Annotated in this window: 20 protein-coding genes and 2 pseudogenes; 14 read left to right on the forward strand and 8 right to left on the reverse strand. The window is 66.1% G+C overall.

The features are described 5' to 3' along the window. Positions 1 to 209 precede the first annotated feature (209 nt). From I1A62_RS28080 to I1A62_RS28100, 5 genes and pseudogenes are all read left to right on the forward strand, one after another. Positions 210 to 1,948 (forward strand): annotated as a pseudogene (locus tag I1A62_RS28080) (PEP-utilizing enzyme). Positions 1,949 to 1,973: 25 nt separating this feature from the next. After that, positions 1,974 to 3,068, forward strand: coding sequence for a phosphotransferase (locus tag I1A62_RS28085; RefSeq protein ID WP_219455537.1), 1,095 nt, complete (start codon positions 1,974 to 1,976; stop codon positions 3,066 to 3,068). Between the two features lie 51 nt (positions 3,069 to 3,119). Then, a complete protein-coding gene (locus I1A62_RS28090) occupies positions 3,120 to 4,145 on the forward strand; it encodes a TIGR03857 family LLM class F420-dependent oxidoreductase (protein WP_219461486.1) in 1,026 nt (341 codons plus the stop codon). Further along, a complete protein-coding gene (locus I1A62_RS28095; RefSeq protein ID WP_124391878.1) occupies positions 4,142 to 4,495 on the forward strand; it encodes a hypothetical protein in 354 nt (117 codons plus the stop codon). Before I1A62_RS28090 ends, I1A62_RS28095 begins: the two co-directional genes overlap by 4 nt. Next, the gene (locus I1A62_RS28100; protein WP_124391879.1) at positions 4,492 to 5,580 is read left to right on the forward strand and encodes a phosphotransferase; all 1,089 of its coding nucleotides are present in this window, start codon (positions 4,492 to 4,494) and stop codon (positions 5,578 to 5,580) included. The genes I1A62_RS28095 and I1A62_RS28100 overlap by 4 nt, the downstream gene beginning before the upstream one ends. A gap of 85 nt (positions 5,581 to 5,665) precedes the next feature. Here the strand turns inward: I1A62_RS28100 and I1A62_RS28105 are convergent, their stop codons facing one another. After that, the gene (locus I1A62_RS28105) at positions 5,666 to 7,843 is read right to left on the reverse strand and encodes a glutamine synthetase III (protein ID WP_219455539.1); all 2,178 of its coding nucleotides are present in this window, start codon (positions 7,841 to 7,843) and stop codon (positions 5,666 to 5,668) included. A gap of 295 nt (positions 7,844 to 8,138) precedes the next feature. Here I1A62_RS28105 and I1A62_RS28110 point away from each other — a divergent pair, with 295 nt between their 5' ends. Next, the gene (locus tag I1A62_RS28110) at positions 8,139 to 8,627 is read left to right on the forward strand and encodes a hypothetical protein (protein ID WP_219455541.1); all 489 of its coding nucleotides are present in this window, start codon (positions 8,139 to 8,141) and stop codon (positions 8,625 to 8,627) included. Between the two features lie 23 nt (positions 8,628 to 8,650). On the opposite strand, the gene I1A62_RS28115 is transcribed toward I1A62_RS28110, so the two are convergent. Continuing rightward, positions 8,651 to 9,361 (reverse strand): PAS and ANTAR domain-containing protein, encoded by a 711-nt coding sequence (locus I1A62_RS28115; protein ID WP_124391882.1) that lies wholly within the window; start codon positions 9,359 to 9,361, stop codon positions 8,651 to 8,653. A gap of 270 nt (positions 9,362 to 9,631) precedes the next feature. On the opposite strand from I1A62_RS28115, the gene I1A62_RS28120 reads away from it, so the two are divergent. Then, entirely contained in the window at positions 9,632 to 10,843 is a 1,212-nt protein-coding gene (locus I1A62_RS28120) for a CaiB/BaiF CoA-transferase family protein (protein WP_219455544.1), read from the forward strand. On the opposite strand, the gene I1A62_RS28125 is transcribed toward I1A62_RS28120, so the two are convergent. From I1A62_RS28125 to I1A62_RS28135, 3 genes are all read right to left on the reverse strand, one after another. After that, positions 10,840 to 11,892, reverse strand: a complete 1,053-nt coding sequence (locus I1A62_RS28125) for a low specificity L-threonine aldolase (RefSeq protein WP_219455545.1) — start codon at positions 11,890 to 11,892, stop codon at positions 10,840 to 10,842. The two genes, I1A62_RS28120 and I1A62_RS28125, sit on opposite strands and share 4 nt — an antisense overlap. 10 nt (positions 11,893 to 11,902) lie before the next feature. Further along, complete coding sequence (locus I1A62_RS28130) at positions 11,903 to 12,472, reverse strand: helix-turn-helix domain-containing protein (protein WP_219455547.1); 570 nt, start codon at positions 12,470 to 12,472, stop codon at positions 11,903 to 11,905. Between the two features lie 212 nt (positions 12,473 to 12,684). Next, positions 12,685 to 13,965, reverse strand: a complete 1,281-nt coding sequence (locus I1A62_RS28135; RefSeq protein WP_124391886.1) for a sodium:proton antiporter — start codon at positions 13,963 to 13,965, stop codon at positions 12,685 to 12,687. 416 nt (positions 13,966 to 14,381) lie between these two features. On the opposite strand from I1A62_RS28135, the gene I1A62_RS28140 reads away from it, so the two are divergent. From I1A62_RS28140 to I1A62_RS28155, 4 genes are all read left to right on the forward strand, one after another. After that, complete coding sequence (locus I1A62_RS28140; protein ID WP_124391887.1) at positions 14,382 to 14,663, forward strand: hypothetical protein; 282 nt, start codon at positions 14,382 to 14,384, stop codon at positions 14,661 to 14,663. Then, positions 14,660 to 14,941: a hypothetical protein gene (locus tag I1A62_RS28145; protein ID WP_219455549.1), complete on the forward strand. Its 282-nt coding sequence runs from the start codon at positions 14,660 to 14,662 to the stop codon at positions 14,939 to 14,941. The genes I1A62_RS28140 and I1A62_RS28145 overlap by 4 nt, the downstream gene beginning before the upstream one ends. A 179-nt stretch (positions 14,942 to 15,120) precedes the next feature. Next, on the forward strand, positions 15,121 to 16,284 hold the full coding sequence (locus tag I1A62_RS28150) for a Gfo/Idh/MocA family protein (RefSeq protein WP_124391889.1): 1,164 nt from the start codon (positions 15,121 to 15,123) through the stop codon (positions 16,282 to 16,284). An 85-nt stretch (positions 16,285 to 16,369) separates the two neighbouring features. Further along, a complete protein-coding gene (locus I1A62_RS28155; protein WP_124391890.1) occupies positions 16,370 to 16,840 on the forward strand; it encodes a DUF4440 domain-containing protein in 471 nt (156 codons plus the stop codon). 47 nt (positions 16,841 to 16,887) lie between these two features. Here I1A62_RS28155 and I1A62_RS28160 read toward each other — a convergent pair whose 3' ends face one another. Next, positions 16,888 to 18,294, reverse strand: coding sequence for a guanine deaminase (locus I1A62_RS28160; protein WP_124391891.1), 1,407 nt, complete (start codon positions 18,292 to 18,294; stop codon positions 16,888 to 16,890). A gap of 132 nt (positions 18,295 to 18,426) precedes the next feature. Next, positions 18,427 to 19,194, reverse strand: coding sequence for a hypothetical protein (locus tag I1A62_RS28165; protein ID WP_124391892.1), 768 nt, complete (start codon positions 19,192 to 19,194; stop codon positions 18,427 to 18,429). 142 nt (positions 19,195 to 19,336) lie between these two features. Here I1A62_RS28165 and I1A62_RS28170 point away from each other — a divergent pair, with 142 nt between their 5' ends. Beyond that, positions 19,337 to 20,566 (forward strand): cytochrome P450, encoded by a 1,230-nt coding sequence (locus tag I1A62_RS28170; RefSeq protein ID WP_124391893.1) that lies wholly within the window; start codon positions 19,337 to 19,339, stop codon positions 20,564 to 20,566. Between the two features lie 3 nt (positions 20,567 to 20,569). Here the strand turns inward: I1A62_RS28170 and I1A62_RS28175 are convergent, their stop codons facing one another. Continuing rightward, positions 20,570 to 21,250 (reverse strand): class I SAM-dependent methyltransferase, encoded by a 681-nt coding sequence (locus I1A62_RS28175; RefSeq protein ID WP_095865582.1) that lies wholly within the window; start codon positions 21,248 to 21,250, stop codon positions 20,570 to 20,572. 77 nt (positions 21,251 to 21,327) lie between these two features. On the opposite strand from I1A62_RS28175, the pseudogene I1A62_RS28180 reads away from it, so the two are divergent. Both I1A62_RS28180 and I1A62_RS47300 read left to right on the forward strand, forming a co-directional pair. Continuing rightward, a pseudogene (locus tag I1A62_RS28180) lies at positions 21,328 to 22,179 on the forward strand (IS701 family transposase); the annotation flags it as partial. After that, positions 22,179 to 22,586: a transposase gene (locus I1A62_RS47300; RefSeq protein WP_374710697.1), complete on the forward strand. Its 408-nt coding sequence runs from the start codon at positions 22,179 to 22,181 to the stop codon at positions 22,584 to 22,586. The pseudogene I1A62_RS28180 and the gene I1A62_RS47300, both read left to right, overlap by 1 nt. Positions 22,587 to 22,765 lie beyond the last annotated feature (179 nt).

Consider the following 22,765-nt stretch of genomic DNA (forward strand, 5'->3'; position numbering starts at 1 on the left):
CCAAGGATTGTGACGCAGTATTCACACTTTTGTCTACCGGTGAGCGCGGAAAGTTGTGACATGCGTGGTCGGTCAAGGACCGGGAGCCTTGACAGAGTGACGGCACTCACATAAGAATGTGAATTCACAGTCGCTAACACGACAGGCGGCGTGCATCGTTCCGGAATGAAACCGGCACTCCAAAACATTTGTCTGAAAGAAGGCATCGCATGGCTGAGTGGCCCATCAACGACACTGTGTCGAAGGTGTTTCCCCTGTACTCCCGCGCGAACGTCGGGGAGATCTTTCCCGACCCGATCAGTCCGTTGAACGCCTCCGCCGGCTTCCAGCACAATCTCGAACCGGGCTGGCGGGACGCCTTCGTCGCATGCAAGGTCTGGGATCACGACCTCTACGACGCCACGGTCGACTACAACATCCTCCCGGCCTTCGGCAGCTACCTGTACATCAACATGTCGCTGATGCGGCTGTTCGGCGTCCGCGTGCCGGGGATGTCGCCGGAAGCCGTCGACCTGCAGTACTTCGGTGACATGCCCGGGATTCCCAGCTACGAGAGCGAGAAGCGGGACTTCGACGAGAACCCGGAGTTCGCGGAGCGCGCCGGCGCCTGGCTGGTCGAGGAGGTCATCGGGGCCACCGGACTGCCCGAGTACGATGCCGACCGTCAGGACGTGGTGCGCATCCGCGCCGATCGGCCCGACATGACCACGTTGACCGATCAGCAGTTGCGCGAGCGCATCACCTCCTTCGACTACATCCTGCGGCCGCTGTTCAAGCACCACATCGAGGCCAGTCTCAAATCGGGCGTGGGGCTGGGGGCCGTCGCGCAGATCGCCGCCGCGGTCGGCAGGCCCGAGCTTGCCCTCACCCTGGTCGGCGGCATCGGCGACGTCGACTCCACCGGACCCTCCAAGCGGATGTGGACCCTCAGCCGCACCGCCCAGGATCCGGCTGTGACCGCCGTGTTCGACGAGGGCGTCCCCGGCCTCTACGATCGGCTGGCGGCGAGCACCGACCCGGCGGTCACCGCGTTCCGCGCCGATCTCGACGCCTTCCTGTCGGACTGGGACTTCCGCGGGCCGGCGGAATGGGAGATCCGCGCCCAGACGTGGGGTGTCAAACCGGAACTGGCGCTGGCCACCGTCGACCGCATGCGGCAGGTCGGCGACGACGAGGCACCGGAAGGCAAGGGCGCCATCCGAAGTGAGGAACGCGAGGCCGCCGCTTCCGTGGTCCGCCAGCTCCTCGCGGAAGATCCCGAGACCTCCGCCCAGTTCGAGGCCACCCTCGCCGCCGCCGCTCTCTGGCTCCGCGGTCGCGAACGCGCCCGTACCACGGCAGCCATGGTGATTCACGAAATCCGGCTTCCGGCACGGGAGCTCGGCCGCCGCGGCGTCGAGGCGGGAGCGCTCGACAGCGTCGAGCAGATCTTCATGCTCTTCGCCGACGAACTCGACGCCTACCTGTCCGATCCCTCTGCGTTCACCGACATCGTGCGCGAGCGGGAAAAGAGCTACCGCGCACTCTTCGACGTCAAACCGCCGTTCGTCGTCTCCGGGGAAGTGCCGCCGCTCGAGGACTGGCCGCTGCGTGCGGGCGCCGCCGGCGCTGCGCTGGCCGCGGGCGAGACTCTGGTCGGCGTGTCCGGCTGCACCGGCACCGCCCGGGGCATCGCCCGGGTCCTGACCACCCCGACGACCCCTCCGCCCTCGAGCCCGGGGAGATCCTCATCGCCCCGATCACCGACCCGTCCTGGACGCCGCTGTTCGTCGCCGCCTCCGCGGTGGTCGTCGACGTCGGAGCCCCGTTCTCACACGCCGCGATCGTCAGCCGGGAAATCGGTATCCCGTGCATCGTCTCGGCCACCGACGCGACCAAGCGCATCCCGAACGGCGCACTCGTCGAGGTCGACGGCACGACCGGCGCCGTGACGGTGCTCGAGATCTGAGCCGGCCCCCGACAAGGAGAAGACATTGCACGCAGCTGATATTTGCGGGGGCTGGCTGGACCGAGTGTTGCACGACAGGGGGATACTCGCCCTCGGCAACCGGGTAACCGGCACCGCAATCGAACCGATCGGCACCGGCCTGGTCGCCGACAGTTATCAGATCACGATCTCGTACTCCGACGGTGGCGGCGGCCCCGAGTCGCTCGTCGCGAAACTGACTTCCGACAGCGAGCAGAGTCGCGCGGCCGGACGCAGCGAGCTCAACTACGCCCGTGAGGTCGGCTTCTACACCGAGATCGCGCCGCACCTCCAGGTCCGCGTCCCGGCCTGCCTCCACGCCGAAATTGATTCGAACAATACGGAATTCGTCCTCCTCCTGGAGGATCTCACTCCCGCACGTCCCGGAAACCAGCTGACCGGCTGCACGGTGGCCGAAACGCGACTCGCAGTCGAGCAGGCAGCGCGGATCCACGCACCCTACTGGGGTTCGGAAGAACTCAGAGGCAACCCGTGGATGGACATCTCGTCGAGCTACTGGCAGCGATTCGCCGAGATGATGCCCGAATGGTACGACGGATTCCGTCAGCGCTACGCCGGCCGGCTCAGCGAGGCCGACATTGCACTGGGGCAGGAATTCGTCGACAACATCGCCGGCTACTACCAGGCACTGGAGGGGATGCCCTACACCGTCCAGCACGGCGACTACCGGCCCGACAACGTGCTGTTCGACGCGCGCGGCGGGGAAGTGCCGCTCGTCGTATTGGACTGGCAAACAGTGGTGTACGCACCGGGAGTGGTCGATGTCGCCTACTTCATCGGTGGTGCACTGGACGCCACGACGCGTCGAGCGAACGAGGACGAACTACTCCGCCACTATCACTCGGAACTCGTCGACCTCGGGGTCGACGGCTATCCGTTCGAACGTCTCGTCCAGGACTATGCGTGCGCGACCTTCCACAACTTCATCATCGGGGTTGCGGCTGCGATGCTGGTGGAACGGACCGAGCGTGGTGACGAGTTGTTTCTGTCCATGGTCACCAACTCCCTGACACATGCACGGGACCGTGACGGCGCCCGCCACATCGGGATCCACCCACTCGCAGCGGTGAACCGTGGGTAGGTCCGCGCCCGACTGCAATTCTGACGAAAGGCGCATTCGGTGAACGATTCGATGCCTGAACTGGGCTTCTACGCACTCGGCGGACACGTCGAGTCGCCCCGAGAGATGTACGGCGAACTGGCACTGGCCGAGCGTCTCGGCCTGGGCACCGCGTTCTTCTCCGAACGATTCAACGTCAAGGAACTCGGGTCGCTGACGGGCGCGGCCGGCGCGGTGACCGAGCGCCTGAACATCGCCACTGCTGCGACCAACCACAACACCCGCCACCCGATGGTGACAGCAGCCTGGGCGACGACGATGCACCGGCTGACGAACGGCCGCTTCGTCCTCGGGCTCGGTCGTGGTCTGGCACCGCAACTGAAGGCGTTCGGCCTCCCGCCCGTCACCACCGCGCAACTAGAGGATTTCATCGGTCTGATGCGCCGATTGTGGAAGGGCGAGACCGTCGAGGGTCACAGCGGCCCGGCCGGAAACTATCCGACACTGCGCCTCGACTCGACATTCGACGAGAACATTCCGATCGGGCTGACCGCGTTCGGGCCCGCGACCCTAGCCTTGGCGGGTCGAGCCGCGGACGTCGTCGTTCTGCACACGTACTTCTCGGACGACACCGTCGTGCGGTGTGTGAACGCGGTCCGCAGCGCCGCGGAGAAGGCCGGTCGCGATCCCACAGCGGTCAAGGTGTGGTCGTGCTACGCAACGGTTCCCGATCACCTTCCCATCGAACTGCAGCTGAAGAAGACCGTGGCCAGACTTGCCACCTATCTGCAGGTGTACGGGGATCTGATGGTGAAGACGAACAACTGGGACCCCGACGCGCTCCAGCGGTTTCGAGAAGATCCGGTGGTCGCCGGATTGAACGGCTGGTGCGACGCGGTGGCAACCCAGTCCGAGATCGAACACATCGGCACAGTGCTGCCCGCCGAGTGGCTCGACGCAGCCGCCACAGGATCGGCCGAGGCCTGCGCGAAAAAGGTCTCTGCCCAACTCGATCTGGGAGTCGACGGCGTGATCATGCACTGCTCGACGCCGGCGGAACTCGAACCGGTCGTCGAGGCGTACAGGAGGCTGCGATGAGAACCCCCGTCGAACTCGTCGAACAATATGTGTTCGAGATCTACAACAAGCAACGAGTCGAACTCGTCCACGAAATATGCGGCGACCCGGTCATTCGACACGAAGCGGGTAACACCGTCGCGCTCAGCCGGAATCAGCAAGTCGAGCGCATTCGCGCCGACCTGGCGTCGAACCAACCGACCTTCGAGGTGGCCAACCTCTCCGGCAACGAGGAGTTCGCGACGCTGACGTGGAACGCGATCCGCCTGTCCACCGGAGAGCGGCTCTGCGGAATCGAGGTCTTCAAGGCGACCGCGGGACTCATCACGGATGTGTGGAACTCCAACTACTTCGAAGGGTCCTGGTCATGAATCACCCGACTCCGAGAGTGCTCGATGTCGCCACCGAGATCGACACCGCATGGGTGCAGTCCGTGCTGCGGCACGCAGGCCACACCGGGGTCGAGGTCGCGTCGATCTCGGCGCAGCCGATCGGCGCAGGCAACGTGAGCGACACCGTACGAATCGGCATCGAGTATGCCCGCGCCGAATCCGTTTCCCCGGCCGCGGTCGTGGTGAAGTTCCGTCCGAGCGCGCCGGGTGCGCACGAGCACGGACTGCGGAGCGGCGCATACCACCGCGAGATCGGCGCCTACCGGGAAGTCGGCGGCCGACAGGCTTGCCGGATTCCGCAGTGCTACTGGGTGGCCGGCGACGAGACGAACATCAACCTCGTCCTGGAAGACTTGACGGCAACGACGACGCCCGGCAATCAGGCCGCCGGTTGTGGCGTGGCCGAGGCGGAATCCCTTGTCGCGGAACTCGCTCGCCTGCACTCCAGCTTCTTTCCGCTGACCGATGAGGCAGCGCCCGCGTGGTTGGTGCGCATGTCCGAGGTCTCGGACTACTGGTGCGATGCGGCGGAACGCGGGGCCGGGGCCGCGCTGACACGCTTCGCCACGGACCTTCCGCCGGAATTCCTGGCCGCCATTCGCGATGCGGTCGCCCTGGTTCGCACCTGGTACGGGCTGCCGCAGCAGCACCTGACACTGACCCACGGCGACCCTCGGGTCGACAATGTTCTCTTCGAGAGGTCGGGCGCGGGAGTGTCGGCCGTGCTCCTGGATTGGCAGTTCACCGGCTTGCGCAATCCGATGTACGACTTCGCGTACTTCATGTCGGGCAGTGTCGACATCGCCGAACGCCGACTGCACGAAACACGATTGCTGAAGACGTACATCGACGTGTTCGCGGAGAAATCCTCCGGATACGACGAGGATCAGGCGACGGCCGACTACAGGGTCCAACTACTCAGCGGACTCTACGTCACCCTCGCCGCGGTCGCGGTACTCCCCGACAACGATGTGGTGAACCAGCTGATTCTTGCGCTGCTGCGGCGCAACTGCGCAGCCGCGGTCGATTGGAAATCCGTCGAAGCGCTCGGCGATCTGGCCTGATCTCGCAGATGACGAACAGGTCCGGAACCCACAGCTTCCGCCGTAGGTTCCGGACCTGTCTGTCGTGCAGATCTACTCGAGTCCGTCAGAGGACGTAGAGCATCTCCTGGTACGTGGGCAGCGGCCAGAGGTCGTCGGCCACGATGTCCTCGAGGCTGTCTGCTGCTGAGCGAACGGCAGCCATCGCGGGCAGGAGGGCGTCCTTCGCGTGCGTGGCCTCCGCCAATGCCTCCGATTCACCCTGAGCGGCGAGCGCGGACTTCAACTCGGCGAGCGCGGTCCTGAGGTTCGTCAGGGGTGCGGACACGGTCTCGAGTGCGGACAGGTCCGCGTCCACGCCAGCGGCCTTCAGCGCCGCAACGTTCTGCGCCAACTCGGTCTGGTAGCGAATCGCGGCGGGGAGGATCGACGTCTGTCCCAATTCCAGGGTCAGCCGTGCTTCCACACCGATCGTCAGCGCGTACTGTTCGAGGCCGATCTCGTAGCGGGAGTGCATTTCCCGGTGGTTGAACACCTGGTACTTGCCGAACAGTTCGACCGCCGATTCGGTGATCAGTTCGGGCAACGCGTCGAGGGTGGTGCGCAGGTTCGGCAGTCCACGCGCGGCCGCCTCGTTCTGCCAGTTCTCCGAGTACCCGTCCCCGTTGAACACGACGTCACCGTGGTTGGTGATGATCTCGGTGAGCAGGTTCTGCACCGCGGTGTCGAAGTCGGTGCCGTTCGCGACCGCGGTCTCGAGTTCGGTCGCGATGTAGTCGAGCGACTCGGCCATGATCGTGTTGATCGTGACGATGGGTCCGCTGACGGTCTGCATCGAACCCGGCGCCCGGAACTCGAACCGGTTGCCGGTGAAGGCGAACGGGCTCGTGCGGTTGCGGTCGCCCGGATCGGTCGGGAGCACGGGCAGGGTGTCGACACCGATCTTCATGGTGCCCTTCCCCTTCGACGAGGTGGCCGCACCCTTCGCGATCTGCTCGAACACGCCGGCGAGCTGATCTCCGAGGAAGACGGAGATGATGGCCGGGGGAGCCTCGTTCGCGCCGAGTCGGTGATCGTTGGTCGCCGACGCGACGGAGGCGCGGAGCAGGCCGCCGTACTTGTGCACACCGCGGATGACGGCAGCACAGAACACGAGGAACTGGGCGTTGTCGTGCGGGTTGTCACCGGGGACGAGGAGGCTGCCGAGGTCGGAATTGCCGAGCGAGAAGTTGACGTGCTTGCCGGAGCCGTTGACACCGTCGAACGGCTTCTCGTGGAACAGGCAGGCCATGCCGTGCTTCTTGGCGATCGTCTTGAGCGTCGTCATCAGCAGCTGCTGGTGGTCGGCGGCGATGTTGCCGCGTTCGAACATCGGTGCGATCTCGAACTGGCCGGGGGCGACCTCGTTGTGCCGGGTCTTCGCCGGAATTCCGAGCTTGAACAGCTCACGTTCGGTGTCCATCATGAAGCCGAGAACGCGCTCGGGGATGGCGCCGAAGTAGTGGTCGTCGAACTCCTGGCCCTTGGGCGGCTTCGCGCCGAACAGGGTGCGGCCGGAGTTGAGCAGGTCGGGCCGGGCGAGGAAGAAGTGCCGGTCGACGAGGAAGTATTCCTGTTCCGGTCCGCAGAACGAGACGATGTTCTCGACGTTTTCGTGGCCGAAGAGCGTCAGGATGCGTTCCGCGTGGACACCCATCGCCTGCTGCGACCGCAGCAGCGGTGTCTTGTGGTCGAGCGCGTCCCCGGTCATCGACACGAACACCGTCGGAATGCACAGGGTGTTGCCGTTCGGGTTCTCCAGCACGTACGCCGGGCTGGTGACGTCCCACCCGGTGTAGCCGCGTGCCTCGAACGTGTTGCGGAGGCCGCCGTTGGGGAAGCTCGACGCGTCGGGCTCGCCCTGGACGAGCGTCTTACCTGCGAATTCGGCGAGCGCCGAGCCGTCGCCGACCGGGTCGAAGAAGCTGTCGTGCTTCTCGGCGGTCAGGCCCGTCAGGGGGTAGAAGACGTGCGCGTAGTGCGTGGCGCCCTTCTCCAGTGCCCAGTCCTTCATCGCGGACGCGACCGCGTCGGCGACCATCGGGTCGAGCGGCTTGCCCTTCTCGATCGTGGCGATGACGGACTTGTAGACCGACTTCGGCAGACGCTTCTGCATCACGGCCTTGCTGAACACGTTCTGACCGAAGATCTCGCCCGGCTTCTCGTCGTCCACGAAACTGACGGCCGGGGGCACATACGCCTCGACGTCCTTGATCGCCTGCAGACGGACGGCATTCCCACTCATGTGTTTCTCCTCGCGTGTACCCCGCGGATGAGGTGGGGGTGCGTCGGGGCAACACTGTACGAACGGAACGTAACGTGAATGTTTCGTGCAGATTTCTCGGCCGTGTCAGACCGCCGTGACGGTGCTCACGCAGAGTCCCCTGAGGATAAGACCCACAGCAAAACTACACCGTTCGGATTCGGTCCGTCGGTTGAGGCTGCCGCCGGCGGGCAGCGGCGGGAACGTCGAGCCGCCGGCCCGCCCAACCGAGGGATCGCGCTGTGTGGCGATGTCCCGCACCGGGCATTCTCGAAGTATGGGATCGAACGCGGGCAGCCCCACCAGTTCGTCGGCCGCGGCAGTCGGCGGCCGGCTGATGCAACTCGTCGGTGACCGCGACGTCGTCCGGTTCTCGGGCGAGATATCCCGGGTGTGCGCCGAACCGCCGGCTGTCGGAGAGCAACCGGAGTACGGCGACGTGCTCGCCTGGGTCGTCGATGCCATCGTCGGCGTGGTCACCGCGCGTTTGGGCGCCGCGCGACCGGCGGAGAGGTTCATCCTCGACCTGCGCTTCACGGACGGCGGGTTCGTCGACGTAGACGCCCTCTCGGCGTCGGAGCGTTGGGTGCTGCGGACGGTGTCGGCGTTCCTCGCCGAGGATCTCGCCGAAGCGCAGCGGTCGCTGACCGCTGCCGAGCAATTCGACGTGACCATGCGGGCGGAGACGCTCGCCGACGCCCTGATCTGGCTCGACTTCGTTCTCGACGTCGACCTTCCCGACCCGCCCGACGTCACCACCGCATAGCGGGGCGTTACCGGGCCGGACGATCAGTCCGTTGTCCTCACCTGTGGGTTGGTGCGCTCGTGTGCGGTCAGGAGCAGGTGGTCGAATCGGGCGCGGAACGGGACGGGGAGGATCGCCTCCGCGGCCAGGGCGTCGACGAAGCGTTCGGCGAGGGTGCGGAGTTTGGTGTTGGTCTCCTGTGAGCGCCAGGTGAGGATGCCGAAGGCGCGTTCGGAGGAGATGCCGTAGACGAGCATGAGGGCACCTTTGGCCTGCTCGATCACCGCCCGTGATTTGGTGAGTTCGGCGACGGCCTCGGTGAGCGCCTGGTTGTATTCGCGCGGGTCGGTCTCCAACGATTCGGTGACGTCGATGTAGTACCCGGACGTGCCGATGACCCGGTCGTTCTCGTCGAGCATGCGGTCGCCGACCACGATCACGTGGTGGATGCGACCGTCGGTGTCGATGATGCGGTGTTTGCTGCTGAACGGCTCACCGGCATGGATCATCTTGTCGAACAGTGCCGCGACCTGTGGTTGGTCGTCGGGATGTTTGTGGGACAGAAGGAGTTCGGTGGTGGGGGTGACCTCACCCGGTTGGTAGCCGTGCATCCGGGCGACGGGGTCGGACCACTGCCAGCGTTCGCCGTCGAGGTAGAATCGGAAACTTCCGCCCTGTGGGGGTGCACTCGAGCCGAGAAGCTCACCACTGTCCACGGCGTCACCCGCTGCCCTCTGCACTCGACCCGGCCTCATCTCGGATGTCCTTGTCATAGTAAGCCGAGCAGGCGCATCGGTAGTGCACACCGACGGTCAGCCTGGAAGGTCAGTGCCGACCAGGGGTTCGAGGCTCCTGCGCTACTGGCCGGCGCGAATCTCACAGCGTCCCCGGAACCGGACTCTGGGGTGTTCCGCTTTGGAACACCCGCGTCGTGGGGCGGTGGTCGATCCTGGAGTCACCATGCCGGGTAGCCGGCACCGAACGCTCCGTCTGCGGCGTGCGGTCCATCATCAGGAGAATTTCACGTGACCTCAATTGTGACTTCGACGGCGCGCCGGGACCTTCCTCTCGACGGGATCACCGTGGTCAGCTTCGAGCAGGCGGTGGCCGCCCCGATCGCCACCCGGCACCTGGCCGATCTCGGAGCCCGCGTGATCAAGATCGAACGTGTCGGGGAGGGCGATTTCGCCCGCAACTACGACACCGCCGTGCACGGCCTCGCCTCCCATTTCGTGTGGCTCAACCGGGGCAAGGAGTCGGTCTGCGTCGACATGAAGTCAGCGGAGGGGCTCGAGGTGACACGTCGGCTCCTCGACCGGGCCGACGTCGTCGTCCAGAACTTTGCTCCCGGCGCGATGGAACGTCTCGGTCTCGGCGCCGACGCCTTGCGCCGCGACCGCCCCGAACTGATCGTGGTGAACATGACCGGCTACGGCACCGCAGGCCCACTGCAGGCACGTAAGGCGTACGACATGCTGGTGCAGGCAGAGACCGGTTTGTGCTCGATCACCGGCACCCCCGAGACGGCAACCAAGACGGGAATTCCAGCCGCCGACATCGCCGCCGGCATGTATGCGCTGACTGCGGTGCAGGCAGCACTGTTTCGGCGCGAACGCACCGGTGTGGGGGCCGCGGTGGATGTGTCCATGTTCGACGCGACCGTCGAATGGCTCGGGCACCCCATGTACCTGCAGATGTACCAGGACACTCAAGTCGAGCGGATGGGTCTGAGTCACGCCTCGATCGCACCGTACGACGCGTACCCGACCGTTGATGGGCAGATCCTGATCGGGGTGCAGAACGACCGCGGCTGGCGGGCGCTGGTCACCGAGGTGTTCGGCAGATCCGATCTTGCGGAGCATCCGAAGTTCGCGACCAACATCCTGCGGGTGGAGCACCGACCCGAAACCGACCAGGTCGTCGCCGAGCACACCCGCCGTTTCGACACCGAGGAACTGGACAAACGACTCGCCGCGGCAGGCGTGCCCGCCGCCCGCCTGAACGGAATGAGAGACCTCATCGACCATCCTCAACTGTCCGAGCGTGCCCGGTGGCGGGAGGTCGACACCGCCGCCGGGCCAGTGCGAGCGGTACTGCCGCCGATGACGTTCACCGATGTCGAACTGCCCATGGGACCTGTTCCCGCCCTCGGTGAGCACACCGACGCCGTGCTCAGCGAACTCGGCCTCACCGACACCGCGATCGCCGGACTTCGCACCGGAGGCGCCGTCGGTTAGCGCGTAAGTTCGGTGACCGATGACACAAGCGTGTCGATGTCCGATGAGTGATGGGCGAAAGACGTCACGAACCGGACGACTCCCGGCTCCCAGCGGTCGCCGTAGAAGGCGTACCCCTGAGCCCTGAGATCGGCCGACAGGTGATCGGGGAAGTGGCAGAACAGAATGTTGGCGCCGCTCTTGCTCAGGATCTTCACGCCGGGGAGGCCTGCGAGGCCGTCGCGCAGTCGTGTCGCCATGTCGTTCGCGTGGCGCGCATTGTTCAGCCAGAGGTCGTCGTCGAGGTAGGCGCCGAGTTGCGCTGTCTGGAAGCGCATTTTGGAAGTGAGTTGACCTGCACGCTTGTGGCGGAACTGCAGTTCCGTAGCCAGCCGGCCGTCGAACGAGATCACGGCGTCCGCGGTCATCGCGCCGTTCTTCGTGGCACCGAACGACAGGATGTCCACTCCTGCCTTCCAACTCATTTCGGCCGGGGTCGCCCCGATCGCGATCAAGGCGTTGGCGAAACGAGCACCGTCCATATGGACACGAAGACCCGCCTCGTGCGCGATCGACGACAGTTCCGCGAGTTCGTCCAGACTGTATGCGCTGCCGGACTCGGTTGCCTGCGTGAGGCTGACGACGGAGGGCTGCACGCTATGGACATCTCCTCTCCTCCGGCCCACTGCTGCGCGGAACAAGTCCGCGTCGATCTTGGAATCCGGGCCGTCCACCAGGATTGATCTCGCACCATTCGTGAAGAACTCCGGTGCGCCTGCCTCGTCGTTGTTGATGTGAGCATTCGGGTGCGACAGGACTGCGCCCCACGGAGGCGTCAGAGCGGCCAACGCGAGTCCGTTCGCCGCCGAACCGGTGCCGACCGGGAAGACGTCGACGTGATGGTCGAAAACGTCGGCGAACTTCGCCCGCACCGACTGCGAAAGCTCGTCATTGCCGTACGGCGCGGCCGGGCCCTCGGCTGCTGCCGTCATCGCGGCGAGGATCTGGGGGGACGCGCCTGCAGCGTTGTCACTGAGGTATCCCTGCAGGGGCGTGGCGGTCGAGGTCATGGATGACCTTTCAATTCGATATTGGGACAATGAATGTCACGGTCAAGTCAACTGGCTCGTTCGACGTGACGTACACGTGCGGCGCGTCGCCGGCAAAGGCGAGTAGGTCGCCCGGTCCCAGCGCGGTGGGGTTGTCCACGGGTCCTGCACGAAGGTGCCCAGACGAGACATAGAGCTGCTCGACTGTGCCGCCTGCGTGAGGGAGGCCTGTGCTGGAGTGGTTCGCCGGTAGTCGCATCCGCCATATTTCGACCGAATGCCCGCCGCTGATCCTGCGGAGAAGTTCACGCTTCACCTCGCCCGACTCGACGCCGGTTCCTCGCAGATGGAGTGGTCCAGGATCTCGATCGCCGGTAATGAGGTCCGTGAGCGGAATTCTGAGTGCCACCGCAAGCGAATCCAAGGTAGTGATCGTCGGGTTCCCCGTACCTGATTCGAGTCCGGACAAGGTCGCTTTGCTGATCCCTGCGCGGCGCGCGAGCTCTGCTGCGGTCATTCCCCGCCGGGTTCGGCGCATCACGATCTGTTCACCGATGGCGGCGCACCTGTCGTTGCCCGATTGCCCCTCGGCTTCGGGCATACTCACACCTCGATCTGGCAACCGTCACTGGGACTCGGCCCATCATTGCGTTCGATAAAGTGAACTGTTCGTTCAGTGTAATGATCATCCCGCTGGTGGGCAACCCGTCGCTGAGCTGCATTGCGTGGCGTTCCCGGAGCGGATGAGGGGCCGCTGACACCGGGGAAGGTGCCGGCGGCCCTCATTTTGCCCACCGGATGGTTCCGCTGTTGCTAGCCGCCGTCGTCCACTCGAGGACGGACATCGCCCAGCCTCTCCCCAGACGCTTCGATGTGGAGGGTCTCCGGCCGGGGATGCCCCCGGAACCAGGCCGCGTAACGATCGGCGAGCGGCGCGGCGGTGAGTCCGTGGGCGAGGACCGAGGCGCCGATGGTGACCAGCGCGGTCGTCAGCAGCAGATTTTCGTGCGGGAGTTCGCCCGACTCCTCGACGATCAGGACCACGAAGACGATGGTGGCGAGCCCGCGCGGGCCGAACCAGCCGAGAAAGGCGATGGTCGGCCCCCGTGCGTGCAGGCCGACGAGAGAGAGCGCCACCGGCACCATCCGCACGACGGTGAGGCTGAGCGCCGCGTAGACGAGCACCTGCCACGACAGGTGACCGAGCGCGGGGCCGAGCAGCACCGCACCGAAGACGATGAAGGTCACCGCGTTGAAGAGATCGCCGGACTCCTCGATCATGTGCGAGAGCTCGCCCCCCGCCCGCCGCCGAATGGCACCGAAGGCGAGGCCACCGACGAACGCCGCGATGAAACCCGACCCGCCGAGCGGAACGGCGATCGTGTACGCGAGCACGGCGGCGGCGACCGGAACGATCTGGATCCACAGCGGGTCGATCGCATCGCGCCCGCCGGCGACGACCACGATTGCTGCCGCGACCGCCCCAGCGCCCAAGCCGGCGAGGATGCCGTAGCCGATCTGCTCGGCGACCAGGATCGCGGCGGAGCCACCACCGATCGCCCCCGATTCGGCGCGGGCGATCGCGAGGACGATCAGGAACAGTGGCACGCAGATGCCGTCGTTGAGTCCGCTCTCGACGTTGAGGCCTTGCCGCACCCGCGTCGGTAGAGAGGGCAGCGTCACGACCGCCTGTCCGAGCGCCGCGTCGGTCGGCGCCAGGATCACCGCCAGCAGCAACGCCTCCGGCCAGCCGAAATCGTCGAACACGAGCACCGCGGCGCCGAAGCCCGCGGCGATCGTCAGCGGTAGTCCGAATCCGAGAAGTCGTGCCGGGAGCGCAATCTCGGGACGGAGCGCGGTCAGGTCGACGTTCGACGCGTCGGTGAAGAGCACGAGTGCGAGCGTCACCTCGGCGAGCAATTTGATGATCTCGCCCGTGACGTCCACCTCGATCAGGCCCACCCCTTCCGCTCCCAGCGCGAGTCCACCCACCGTGAAGGCGATCGGCGCGGTGAGCGGGGTACCCGCAACTTTCCGGGAGATCGCGGCGAAGGCGAGCAGCATCGCGGCGATCGCCGGTATCGCCCAGGTCATCGCGTCGCTACCCCGGCACGGCGGGGCGGCGAGGCCACCGCGGCGGATCCCACCTCGTCGAGCGCGGGTTCGCCAGTGAACGGCTCGGTCATGGCCTTGGCTCCTCATCGGGTCGCGTGCATCCAGCCAAGCACGACGAACCTCGCGGTCACCATGGTTTGACCGGATCGCTGCGCTGGTCCAGCCGTGAGGGCCAGAGGACTACCTCGCGGCCGGAGCGCGGGCCATGTACGAACACGATCTCCTGCGGCGACGTGAGAGCCGTCCTGCCCCCCTTCAGCCTCGTCGGCATCGCGTCCGCACCGACCGCCGCGTCCGGCGCGAGATCCGCGTAGTCGACTACTCGGTCCAACCGGCGCAGGTCGCCGTACGGTCGGTCCTGTATCGCATTCGCGAATCGACGAAAGGACACCGAAATGGCTTGGTCGACAACGCCGCAGGGGCTTTTTCTCGCCGCTGGTCAGGCGAATCAGTTCTCCTTCTCGTTCGGGGACATCTGGAAGGGGCCGCAGTTGGCGACGCCGAAACTCGATGCCAGCCAGGGTGGTGGCGGCACGAAGGTCCTGGTGACTCAGTGGCAGGGCACCGCCAATCAGCCGGTATTCGGCGGTCCCAGCAAGCAGTGGTACGTGCTCGGTATTCACAACAGCTCGAATTCGGGCATCTGGTTCCATCTCGAAGGAGGCGTACTCGCATGACGACACAGGAATCACCGAAGGTGTCCCACGTGCAGGTCCTGGCGGACGACAGCGGCAGCATTCTGGCCGCCGTCATGCGGACCGCGGGGACGGACTCGATCCCGGACTCGGGTGAGGACGTTGCACCCCAGGTCTCGCTTCTCGCCTCGGAAGGGCAAGTGTTGCATGATGTCTCCGTTTCCATGGGTTCGGCGGAGGAGATGTTCGAGTCGCTCGATCAGTGTGTGATTCGGGTCGATGCCGGCGTCCCGACGCTGGTGCGACGCGCGGACGCATAGCCGTCGAGGAAGGCGAGGGGAACGCTGGTCCGGGGGCCGGCGTTCCCCGCCCTGCGCCGAGCGAAACCCATCAAATTCCCCTCGAGAGCTACTTTGTCCGCACAAACGGTTGACTTCGCTGCCGGCGCACAGCACTGTCGTAGAGACACCCGCCGCACCGAGTAGTTCCGGAGTCGACCTTGACCAACGCCCACCCCACCGAGATCGCAGTTGCAGTGGCCGGATTCGGCTGGATGGGCCGAGTGCACACCAACGCGTATCTGCGGCAGCGCCACCACTTCCCGGAAGCCCCGACGATCCGGCTGGGCGCCGTCGCCGACGAGGTACCCGGTCGCGCCGAGGAAGCCGCCGCCCAGTTCGGGTTCGGCGCAGCGTTGACGGATTGGCGCGACATCGCCGCCGACGAGAACATCGACGCGGTCAGCATCACCGCACCCAACTTCCTGCACCGCGAGATCGGCGTCGCGATGGCCGAGGCGGGCAAACATATCTGGATCGAGAAGCCGGTCGGGCTGTCGTCGGAGGACGCGAAGGCTGTTGCCGCCGCCGTCGAGAAGGCCGGCGTCCAGTCGACCGTCGGGTTCAACTACCGGCACGCACCTGCCGTCGCGATGGCACACGATCTCATCGCCTCGGGCGAACTGGGCACCATCACACATTCACGGTTCCGCTTCCTCAGCGACTACGCCGCACATCCGGACGGCGCGCTGAGCTGGCGTTACGAGAACGCGCGCGGTGGGTCGGGCGTGCTGGGCGATCTCGCCTCGCACGGCGTCGACCTGGTCCGGTACCTGCTCGGGGACATCGACGCCGTGGTGGCCGACACCGCCGTCTTCATCCCGCAGCGCGCCGTCCCGACGGGGGCCACCAGCGGGCATGCGCGCGCCACCGGCGGCAAGTTGGGGGCGGTGGAGAACGACGACTTCGTCAGCGCGCTGGTCCGTTTGGCATCGGGCGGACGGGTGACGCTGGACGCCAGCCGTGTGGCCGTCGGCGAGCAGAACAACTACGGGTTCGAGATCCACGGCACGAAAGGTGCGGTGTACTGGGACTTCCGCCGGATGAACGAACTCGGCACTAGTCTCGGCAGCAGGTACCAGGACCAGCCGGTCACGACGGTCTGGGTGGGGCCCGACGCCGGGGCATACGCCCGCTTCCAGCCGGGGTCCGCGTCCTCGATGAGCTACGACGACCTCAAGGTCATCGAGGGAAACAACTTCATCACGTCGATCATCGACGGAAAGCCCCAGGGCGCAACGATCGCCGACGCCGTCGCCGCGGCCGAAACCCTCGACGCCATCACGGCATCGGTCGCATCGGGTGCGTGGGTCGGGGTGCACTGATCCGATCCGCGCCGTGTGGTCGCGGGGTTACGCTTGATCGGTTGGCGGGTCGTTCCCGTACGCGCCCTTCTCCGCGGAGGTTGGTATGAATGCCAAACCGTTCGGCACAGGCATTGCGATTCTCGCGTTGACGATTTCGGTGGCTTCGTGTTCGTCGGATACTTCCTCCGACAGCGAGGACAGTTGCGTCCGCGCGAGTGACAGTGAGCTGGATGCGCTTTTCACGAGTTGGAACGATGCACTGGTCTCCGGCGACGCGAGTCGGGTGGCCGCGCTGTACCGGCCGGACGCGATACTGCTGCCGACTCTGTCGGTGCCCATCGCCGACACCCCGGAGGAGATAACGGAGTATTTCGTCAATCTGATCAAGGCCGATCCCACGGCCCGGATGGAAGAAAGCTACAAGTATTCGGACTGCAACCTCGCCTACAACGTGGGCCGCTGGGTCATCAACGCCAACGGCCAGGATGTGGCGGCGAGGGTCACGTGGGTGTACCGGTACGAAGACGGAAAGTGGCTGATCGCAAACCATCATTCGTCGGTGAACCCCAGCTGAGGCAACGCGGTGGTGGCCGACCCGCGAGGCCGGCCACCACTGTCGGTTCAGGTCGACTTGGCGCGTTTGCCCGCGACGTACACCTCGGTGATGGACGTCTCGCGGATCCCCATCAGCAGCGCGAACAGGGTCTGATCGCGGGCGAGATCGGGATCGGGGGATCGAAAGGCGTTGCGCAGCAACCCGTCGAGTGCGGGTGTGCCCGACGGGTCGACGACGACGAAGTCGGCCTCCTTCCCGAGGTCGAAGTTGCCGAACCGGTTCTCCATGTCCAGTGCCCGGGCGCCGCCGAGGGTGCCGACGAACAGCATCTCGGCGGGATGCATCGACACCCCGTCGTCACCGGGCTCGGTGATGTGCACCTTGAACGCGTCGCCGAGCACCCGCGGAATCAGCCATTCGTCGCCGCCGCCGAAATCGGTTCCCACGGAGATCGTGACACCCGACGCGACCGTGCGCTTCCACGGCATCGTTCCGGATCCCAGGAACAGCTGCGAGATCGGACAGTGTGAGACCGACGTACCGGTCTCGGCCATCCGCTCGAGCTCGACGTCCTGGCAGTGCACGCAGTGCGCGAGGATCGTGCGCCGGCCGAGCAGGCTCTTTCCGCCGACCGCCGAGCCGGGCAGGAACTTCCCGTCGTAGGTGTCCAGGTACGAGTTCACCTGGTACGTCTCCTTGGTCGAGTCGACCTCGCCGGTGCCGGGACGGTTGTTCTCGTTGAGATGCGAGTGCACATACACCCCGCGGTCGCGCACCTCGTCGTAGAGTTCGCCGAGATTTTTCAAGGTCTCCGGCGTCACCGACAGCGAGAACCGCGGGATGATCGCCACATGCAGCAGCGCGGTGTCGACGTCGCCGGTGTCGGCGCCGTGCCACTTGTCGATCTCCTCGCGGGTGAGCCGGATGGCGTCCTCTTCGGACGTCATCAGCGGCTGAGCGGTTTCGTCACCGACGGTTTGAATTCCGCGGCCACTGACGATGCGCAGGCCGGCCTTCTGCGTCTCGGTGAACAACGCGTCCTGTGCGTGCGGAAACGCCGAACCGAACACCATGGCGGCGGTGGTGCCCGCCGAGATGCGCCGGTTGGTGAACTCGACGGCCGCCTGCTGGGCGAACTCCGGGTCGGCGAATTTCGCCTCCGATGGGAACATACACAGGGTCAGCCACTCCAGAAGTTGCCCGCCGCCGTAGGAGTCGCCGGCGTAGGTCTGAGGGAAATGGACGTGGGTGTCGACGAACCCGGGCAGCAGAAACCCGGGCCGGTGGTCGTACACGGTGCCGGACTCGTATTCGAACGGGAGCTCGGCGCGCTCACCGCAGAACACGATTCGCCCATCGTCGTCCAGCACCAGGGCGCCGTCGGGTATCGAAACCAGGGCGGCCGCGGCTTCGGTCACTTTCGGCGCGCCTGCGATGTGGAAGATGTGTCCGAGGTGGAGGTGCGTGGCCATGCGATGAACTCCCGTCGAGTGGTAACGGATCATGCGATGAGATAACAGCCCACACCTACAATGCCACCGATCAGACCCGGATCGCGCCCGAACAGACCAAGCCGTCTGCGTCGGATTCTGCGCGCCCAGCGGTCAGCGGGCCTCGACGAATCGGCGGACGACCTTGTCCCATCCCAGCGACTCGAGGAGTTCCGCGGCGGCCGCCCGCGAGGTGAGTGGCCGAAGAGCGTCGATGTCGAGGTCGCCGCTGGTGCCCAGGACGTCGTCGAGGCGCAGGCAGTCGACGTATCCGTAGTCGGACCAGGGTTCCACGTGCCCGTCCCAGTCCGCGACGTCGGCGTACGGGCCGCCGAGGCGTAGCTTCCCGCTGCGGTGGATCATCACGTACCGGGGCACCACCTGCATCGTCTCGTCGGCGGTGGCGAGGGTCGTTGCGGGGTCGGCCGCAGGATCCGCGCCTGCGAGCCGACGGTCGTAGGAGGCCGTCTTGACGGTTGCGACCTCGACCAGTGCCCGCACGTAGATCCACCGTGCTCGTTCGACCGAGCCTGCCCACGCCGATTCCTCGTCGGCGCAGGAGAACACGTTCTCGGCGGGGGTCCGGATCAGCAGCCGCGTCCCCACCCGCTCGTGGTCGACGACCAGGTCGCCGTCGACGAGCAACTCGCCGTCGTACTCGCGCACCCCGGCGATCGTCGCGACCGCAAGCACCTCGTCGTCGGGGGCGGTGACGAACAGTTCGCGTTCGGAGAAGACGCTCTCGGCGTCGCCGCAAAAAGGGCCCCGACCTCTGGTGAAGGCCTCCTGCTGGGTCAAGCCGGCCCGGAACCCTGCTTCGGTCGTCCCCAACGGATGATCGCGCATCTCTCGCAAGTCGCCGAGTCGAACCCTCAACGTCACAGGTCGTCCTCCCGGTTCATCTCCGGCGCACCGTGGGCCGACTCTATGATCATAGCCGTTGACCTGCGGTGATTCCTCACCTGCGCAACCGCTGCCCGCCCAGTAGGGTCGCAGTGACTGTTCGACCGACCGAGGGGGACCGGTGACGGGTTCTGCGTCCGAAAGCATCATCTCGCCTGCCGCACGCGTGTTCTGGGACCGCAGCTTCGCGGATCGTCGCGCCCTGTTCGAGGGGCTCCGTCAGCGGTCCCCGATCGAGTTCCACACCGAAACGGACGGTCCGGGCTTCTGGTCGGTCGTCGGCTACGACGACGTGGTGGCGGTGAGCCGGAATCCGGAGGTCTTCTCCTCGGCCAAGGGCTTCACCATCGACGACGTCCCCGTCGAGATCCTCGAGTTCGCCATGTCGATGATCGCGATGGACAACCCCCGGCACCAGCATCTGCGGGGGATCGTGCAATCGGCGTTCACTGCCGCGTCGGTGCGGGGCATCGCCGAGCGGGTGCGCGGTTACGCCGCGCAGATCGCCGCCGACCTGCCCCGAGATACGGTGTTCGACTTCGTCCCCGAGGTCGCGACCCGGTTGCCGGTGCAGGTGATCTGCGAGCTGCTCGGGATCCCGGAGAGCGACCGGCCGATGATCCTGGCGGCGGCCGCCGACGTCATTTCCGGAGGTGGGGATCAGGAGTTCGTCACCGCCCCCGGCGGTGCGGCGGGCCTCGGTCAGATCTACGGGTACGCCCTCGAACTGGGCGAGAAACGTAAGGCGGACCCCGGTGACGACCTGACGTCCCGCCTGGTGTCGACGATGGTCGACGGCGAGACCCTCACGCCGACGGAGTTCGGGTCGTTCGTCATCCTGCTGATCACGGCGGGTTACGAGACCACGCGGCAAGCGCTGGCGTGGGCGCTGCACCTGCTCAGCGAGCACCCCGGCCAGAAGGAACTGCTGCTCGCCGACTTCTCCGGCCACATCGACAACACGATCGACGAGGTGATCCGGTTCGCGTCCCCGGTGCCCTACATGCGGCGCACCGCGACCGTCGACACCGAGATCGGCGGGGCCCACATCGCAGCCGGGGACAAGGTCGTCATGTGGTACCTGTCCGCGAACCACGACGAGCGCGTCTTCGACGATCCGGACCGGTTCGACATCACCCGCCCGAACGCGGGCAAGCAGCTCGGTTTCGGTGCGAAAGACATCCACCACTGCCTGGGCGTGAACCTCGCGAAGTTCGAGTTGCGGGTCATGCTCGAGGAACTGTTCACCGCCCACCCCGGACTCCACACGGTGGGCGAGCCGGAGCTGCTGCTCTCCGCATTCGTCAACGGCATCGCGTCACTGCCGGCCCGGGCAGGCGACCGACCGTGACGTTTACGCAGGCCGGCGACCGGAAATCATGACGAGCGGCATGTCGGTGATGCGCGCTACGGTCGCGTCGTCGAGCTCGATCCGGTCCGCGAGGTCACGCGCCTCGTCGAGACTGATCGAGCGCCCGGCGATCCAGGTGTGGAAGATCGCGAGGTTGACCGGACCGAGAATGCGCGGCGCCTTGTAGTCCTCGACGAACTTCTCGGCGTCCTCGAACCTCGTGCTGCGGTCCGCATCCGTGATCAGCAGCGGTCCGCCCGGCTTCAGGACGCGCACGCACTCGGCGAGCCCGGCCTCGCGCGACGACCAGTGCTTGATGGAGCCATAGCTGATCACGCCGTCGAACGTCTGATCGGCGAACTCCAGTTTCGTGGCGTCGCCCACGTCGAAGCGCACCCGGTCGCCGTAGCTGCGCATGCGTTTGGTGGCGCGCTTGATCTGCGCCTGGGACAGATCAAGACCCAGAATGTGCACGTCGGGGCGCTGGTCGGCGATGTACTTGGTGAACAGCGCCCCACCCGATCCGACGTCCAGAATGCGGGCGTTCGGGGGGAGATGCGGCAGGAAGTACTCGTCGATGACGCGGCGTGAGCGGTAGACGGCCGGTGCCACGATGGTCTCGTACATCCAGGCGTGCGCCGGCGTGTAGATCGCGGTGATGGGGTCGAACGGTGCCAGCGGCATGGTCGCGCTCCTAGTAGTACTTTGTTAGCTCGGCGTGTCGGCTCGAGTTTTCGTGGTTTTCTCGAGAGCATGCGGGCATGGATACAGCCGCTCTCGCCCGGGTCGGGGAACAGTTGGATACGTTTGTCGGTGAGGTGTTCTCGTCGCTGGCACGGAAGGATCAGCGGGCGAAGGCCGGGCTGTATGCGCGCGGGTTGATGCTCGACGGGCGTCGGAAGTCGATGCAGCCGATGGCGGAGCGGTTGCAGGTCGACCATCAACAGTTGCAGCAGTTCGTGACGACCTCGCCGTGGGACGTGGTTCCGGTACGGAAAACCCTCTCCCGCAAAGCGTGCGGTCTGATCGCCCCGGATGCGTGGGTCGTCGACGACACCGGGTTCGTCAAGGACGGCGACCGCTCGCCGGGTGTGGCCCGTCAGTACTCGGGCACCCTCGGCAAGGTCGGCAACTGCCAGATCGCGGTCAGCGTGCACGCCGCCACCGATGACGCGTCGGCCCCGTTGGACTGGCGACTGTTCCTGCCGCAGAGCTGGGACGATCGGTCCACCACCGATCCCGATGCGGTCGCGGCGATCACCGCCCGCAGGCGCCGGTCCGCGATCCCCGACGCGGAGCATCACCGCACAAAGTGGGAAATGGCGATCGAGATGATCGACGAGCTGATCGAGTGGGGCCGGATCCCGCCGGTCGTGGTCGCGGACGCCGGCTACGGCGACACCACCGCCTTCCGGGAATCGCTGACCGAGCGGGGCATCGACTACGTCGTCGCCGTCAAGGGGTCCACCAGCGCCTTTCCCGGCGACGCAGTCCCCGAGACACCTCCCTACAGCGGGCGCGGACGGCAACCGGCCCCGCGCTACCCGGGACCGGCCGCCAGCTGCAAGGACCTGGTCCTGGCCGCCGGACGGAAGGCCCTGCGGACGGTGACCTGGCGCCGCGGCAGCAAGGCCGACCTGACCAATCCGACCGCGGCGATGCGCTCGCGGTTCGCCGCGCTGCGCATCCGCCCGGCGAACCGCGACATTCCCCGCGCCGACGACGGCACCCTGCCCGGCTCTGGTTGCTCGCCGAGTGGCCCGCCGGCGCCGACGAGCCGACCGACTACTGGCTCTCCACCCTGCCCGCCGAGACCCCACTGAAAGAACTCGTGCGCCTGGCGAAACTCCGCTGGCGCGTCGAGCACGATTACCGGGAGCTGAAAACCGGTCTCGGGCTGGATCATTTCGAGGGTCGTTCCTGGCTGGGCTGGCATCACCACGCCACCCTGGTCACCGCCGCTCACCTATTCCTCACCACCCTCCGGCTCACCGACCCAAAAGCAGCTGGGCAGGACTGAGCCTCTACGCCGTTCTCCGCGAACTCCAACGCGCACTTGCCCGTTGGATCGGTACCTGCCCACTCTGTGACCACACCTTCCCCACCTAACAAAGTACTACTAGGTGTCCCGGTTTCCCACGGCGCCCGAACATGTGCGGGTTCACTTTCCGCGCCGTTGTCGCTCATAGAGTAAGGGTT

Origin of the sequence: Rhodococcus sp. USK10, assembly GCF_019378875.1 — a bacterium.
Lineage (GTDB): Bacteria > Actinomycetota > Actinomycetes > Mycobacteriales > Mycobacteriaceae > Rhodococcus_F > Rhodococcus_F pseudokoreensis.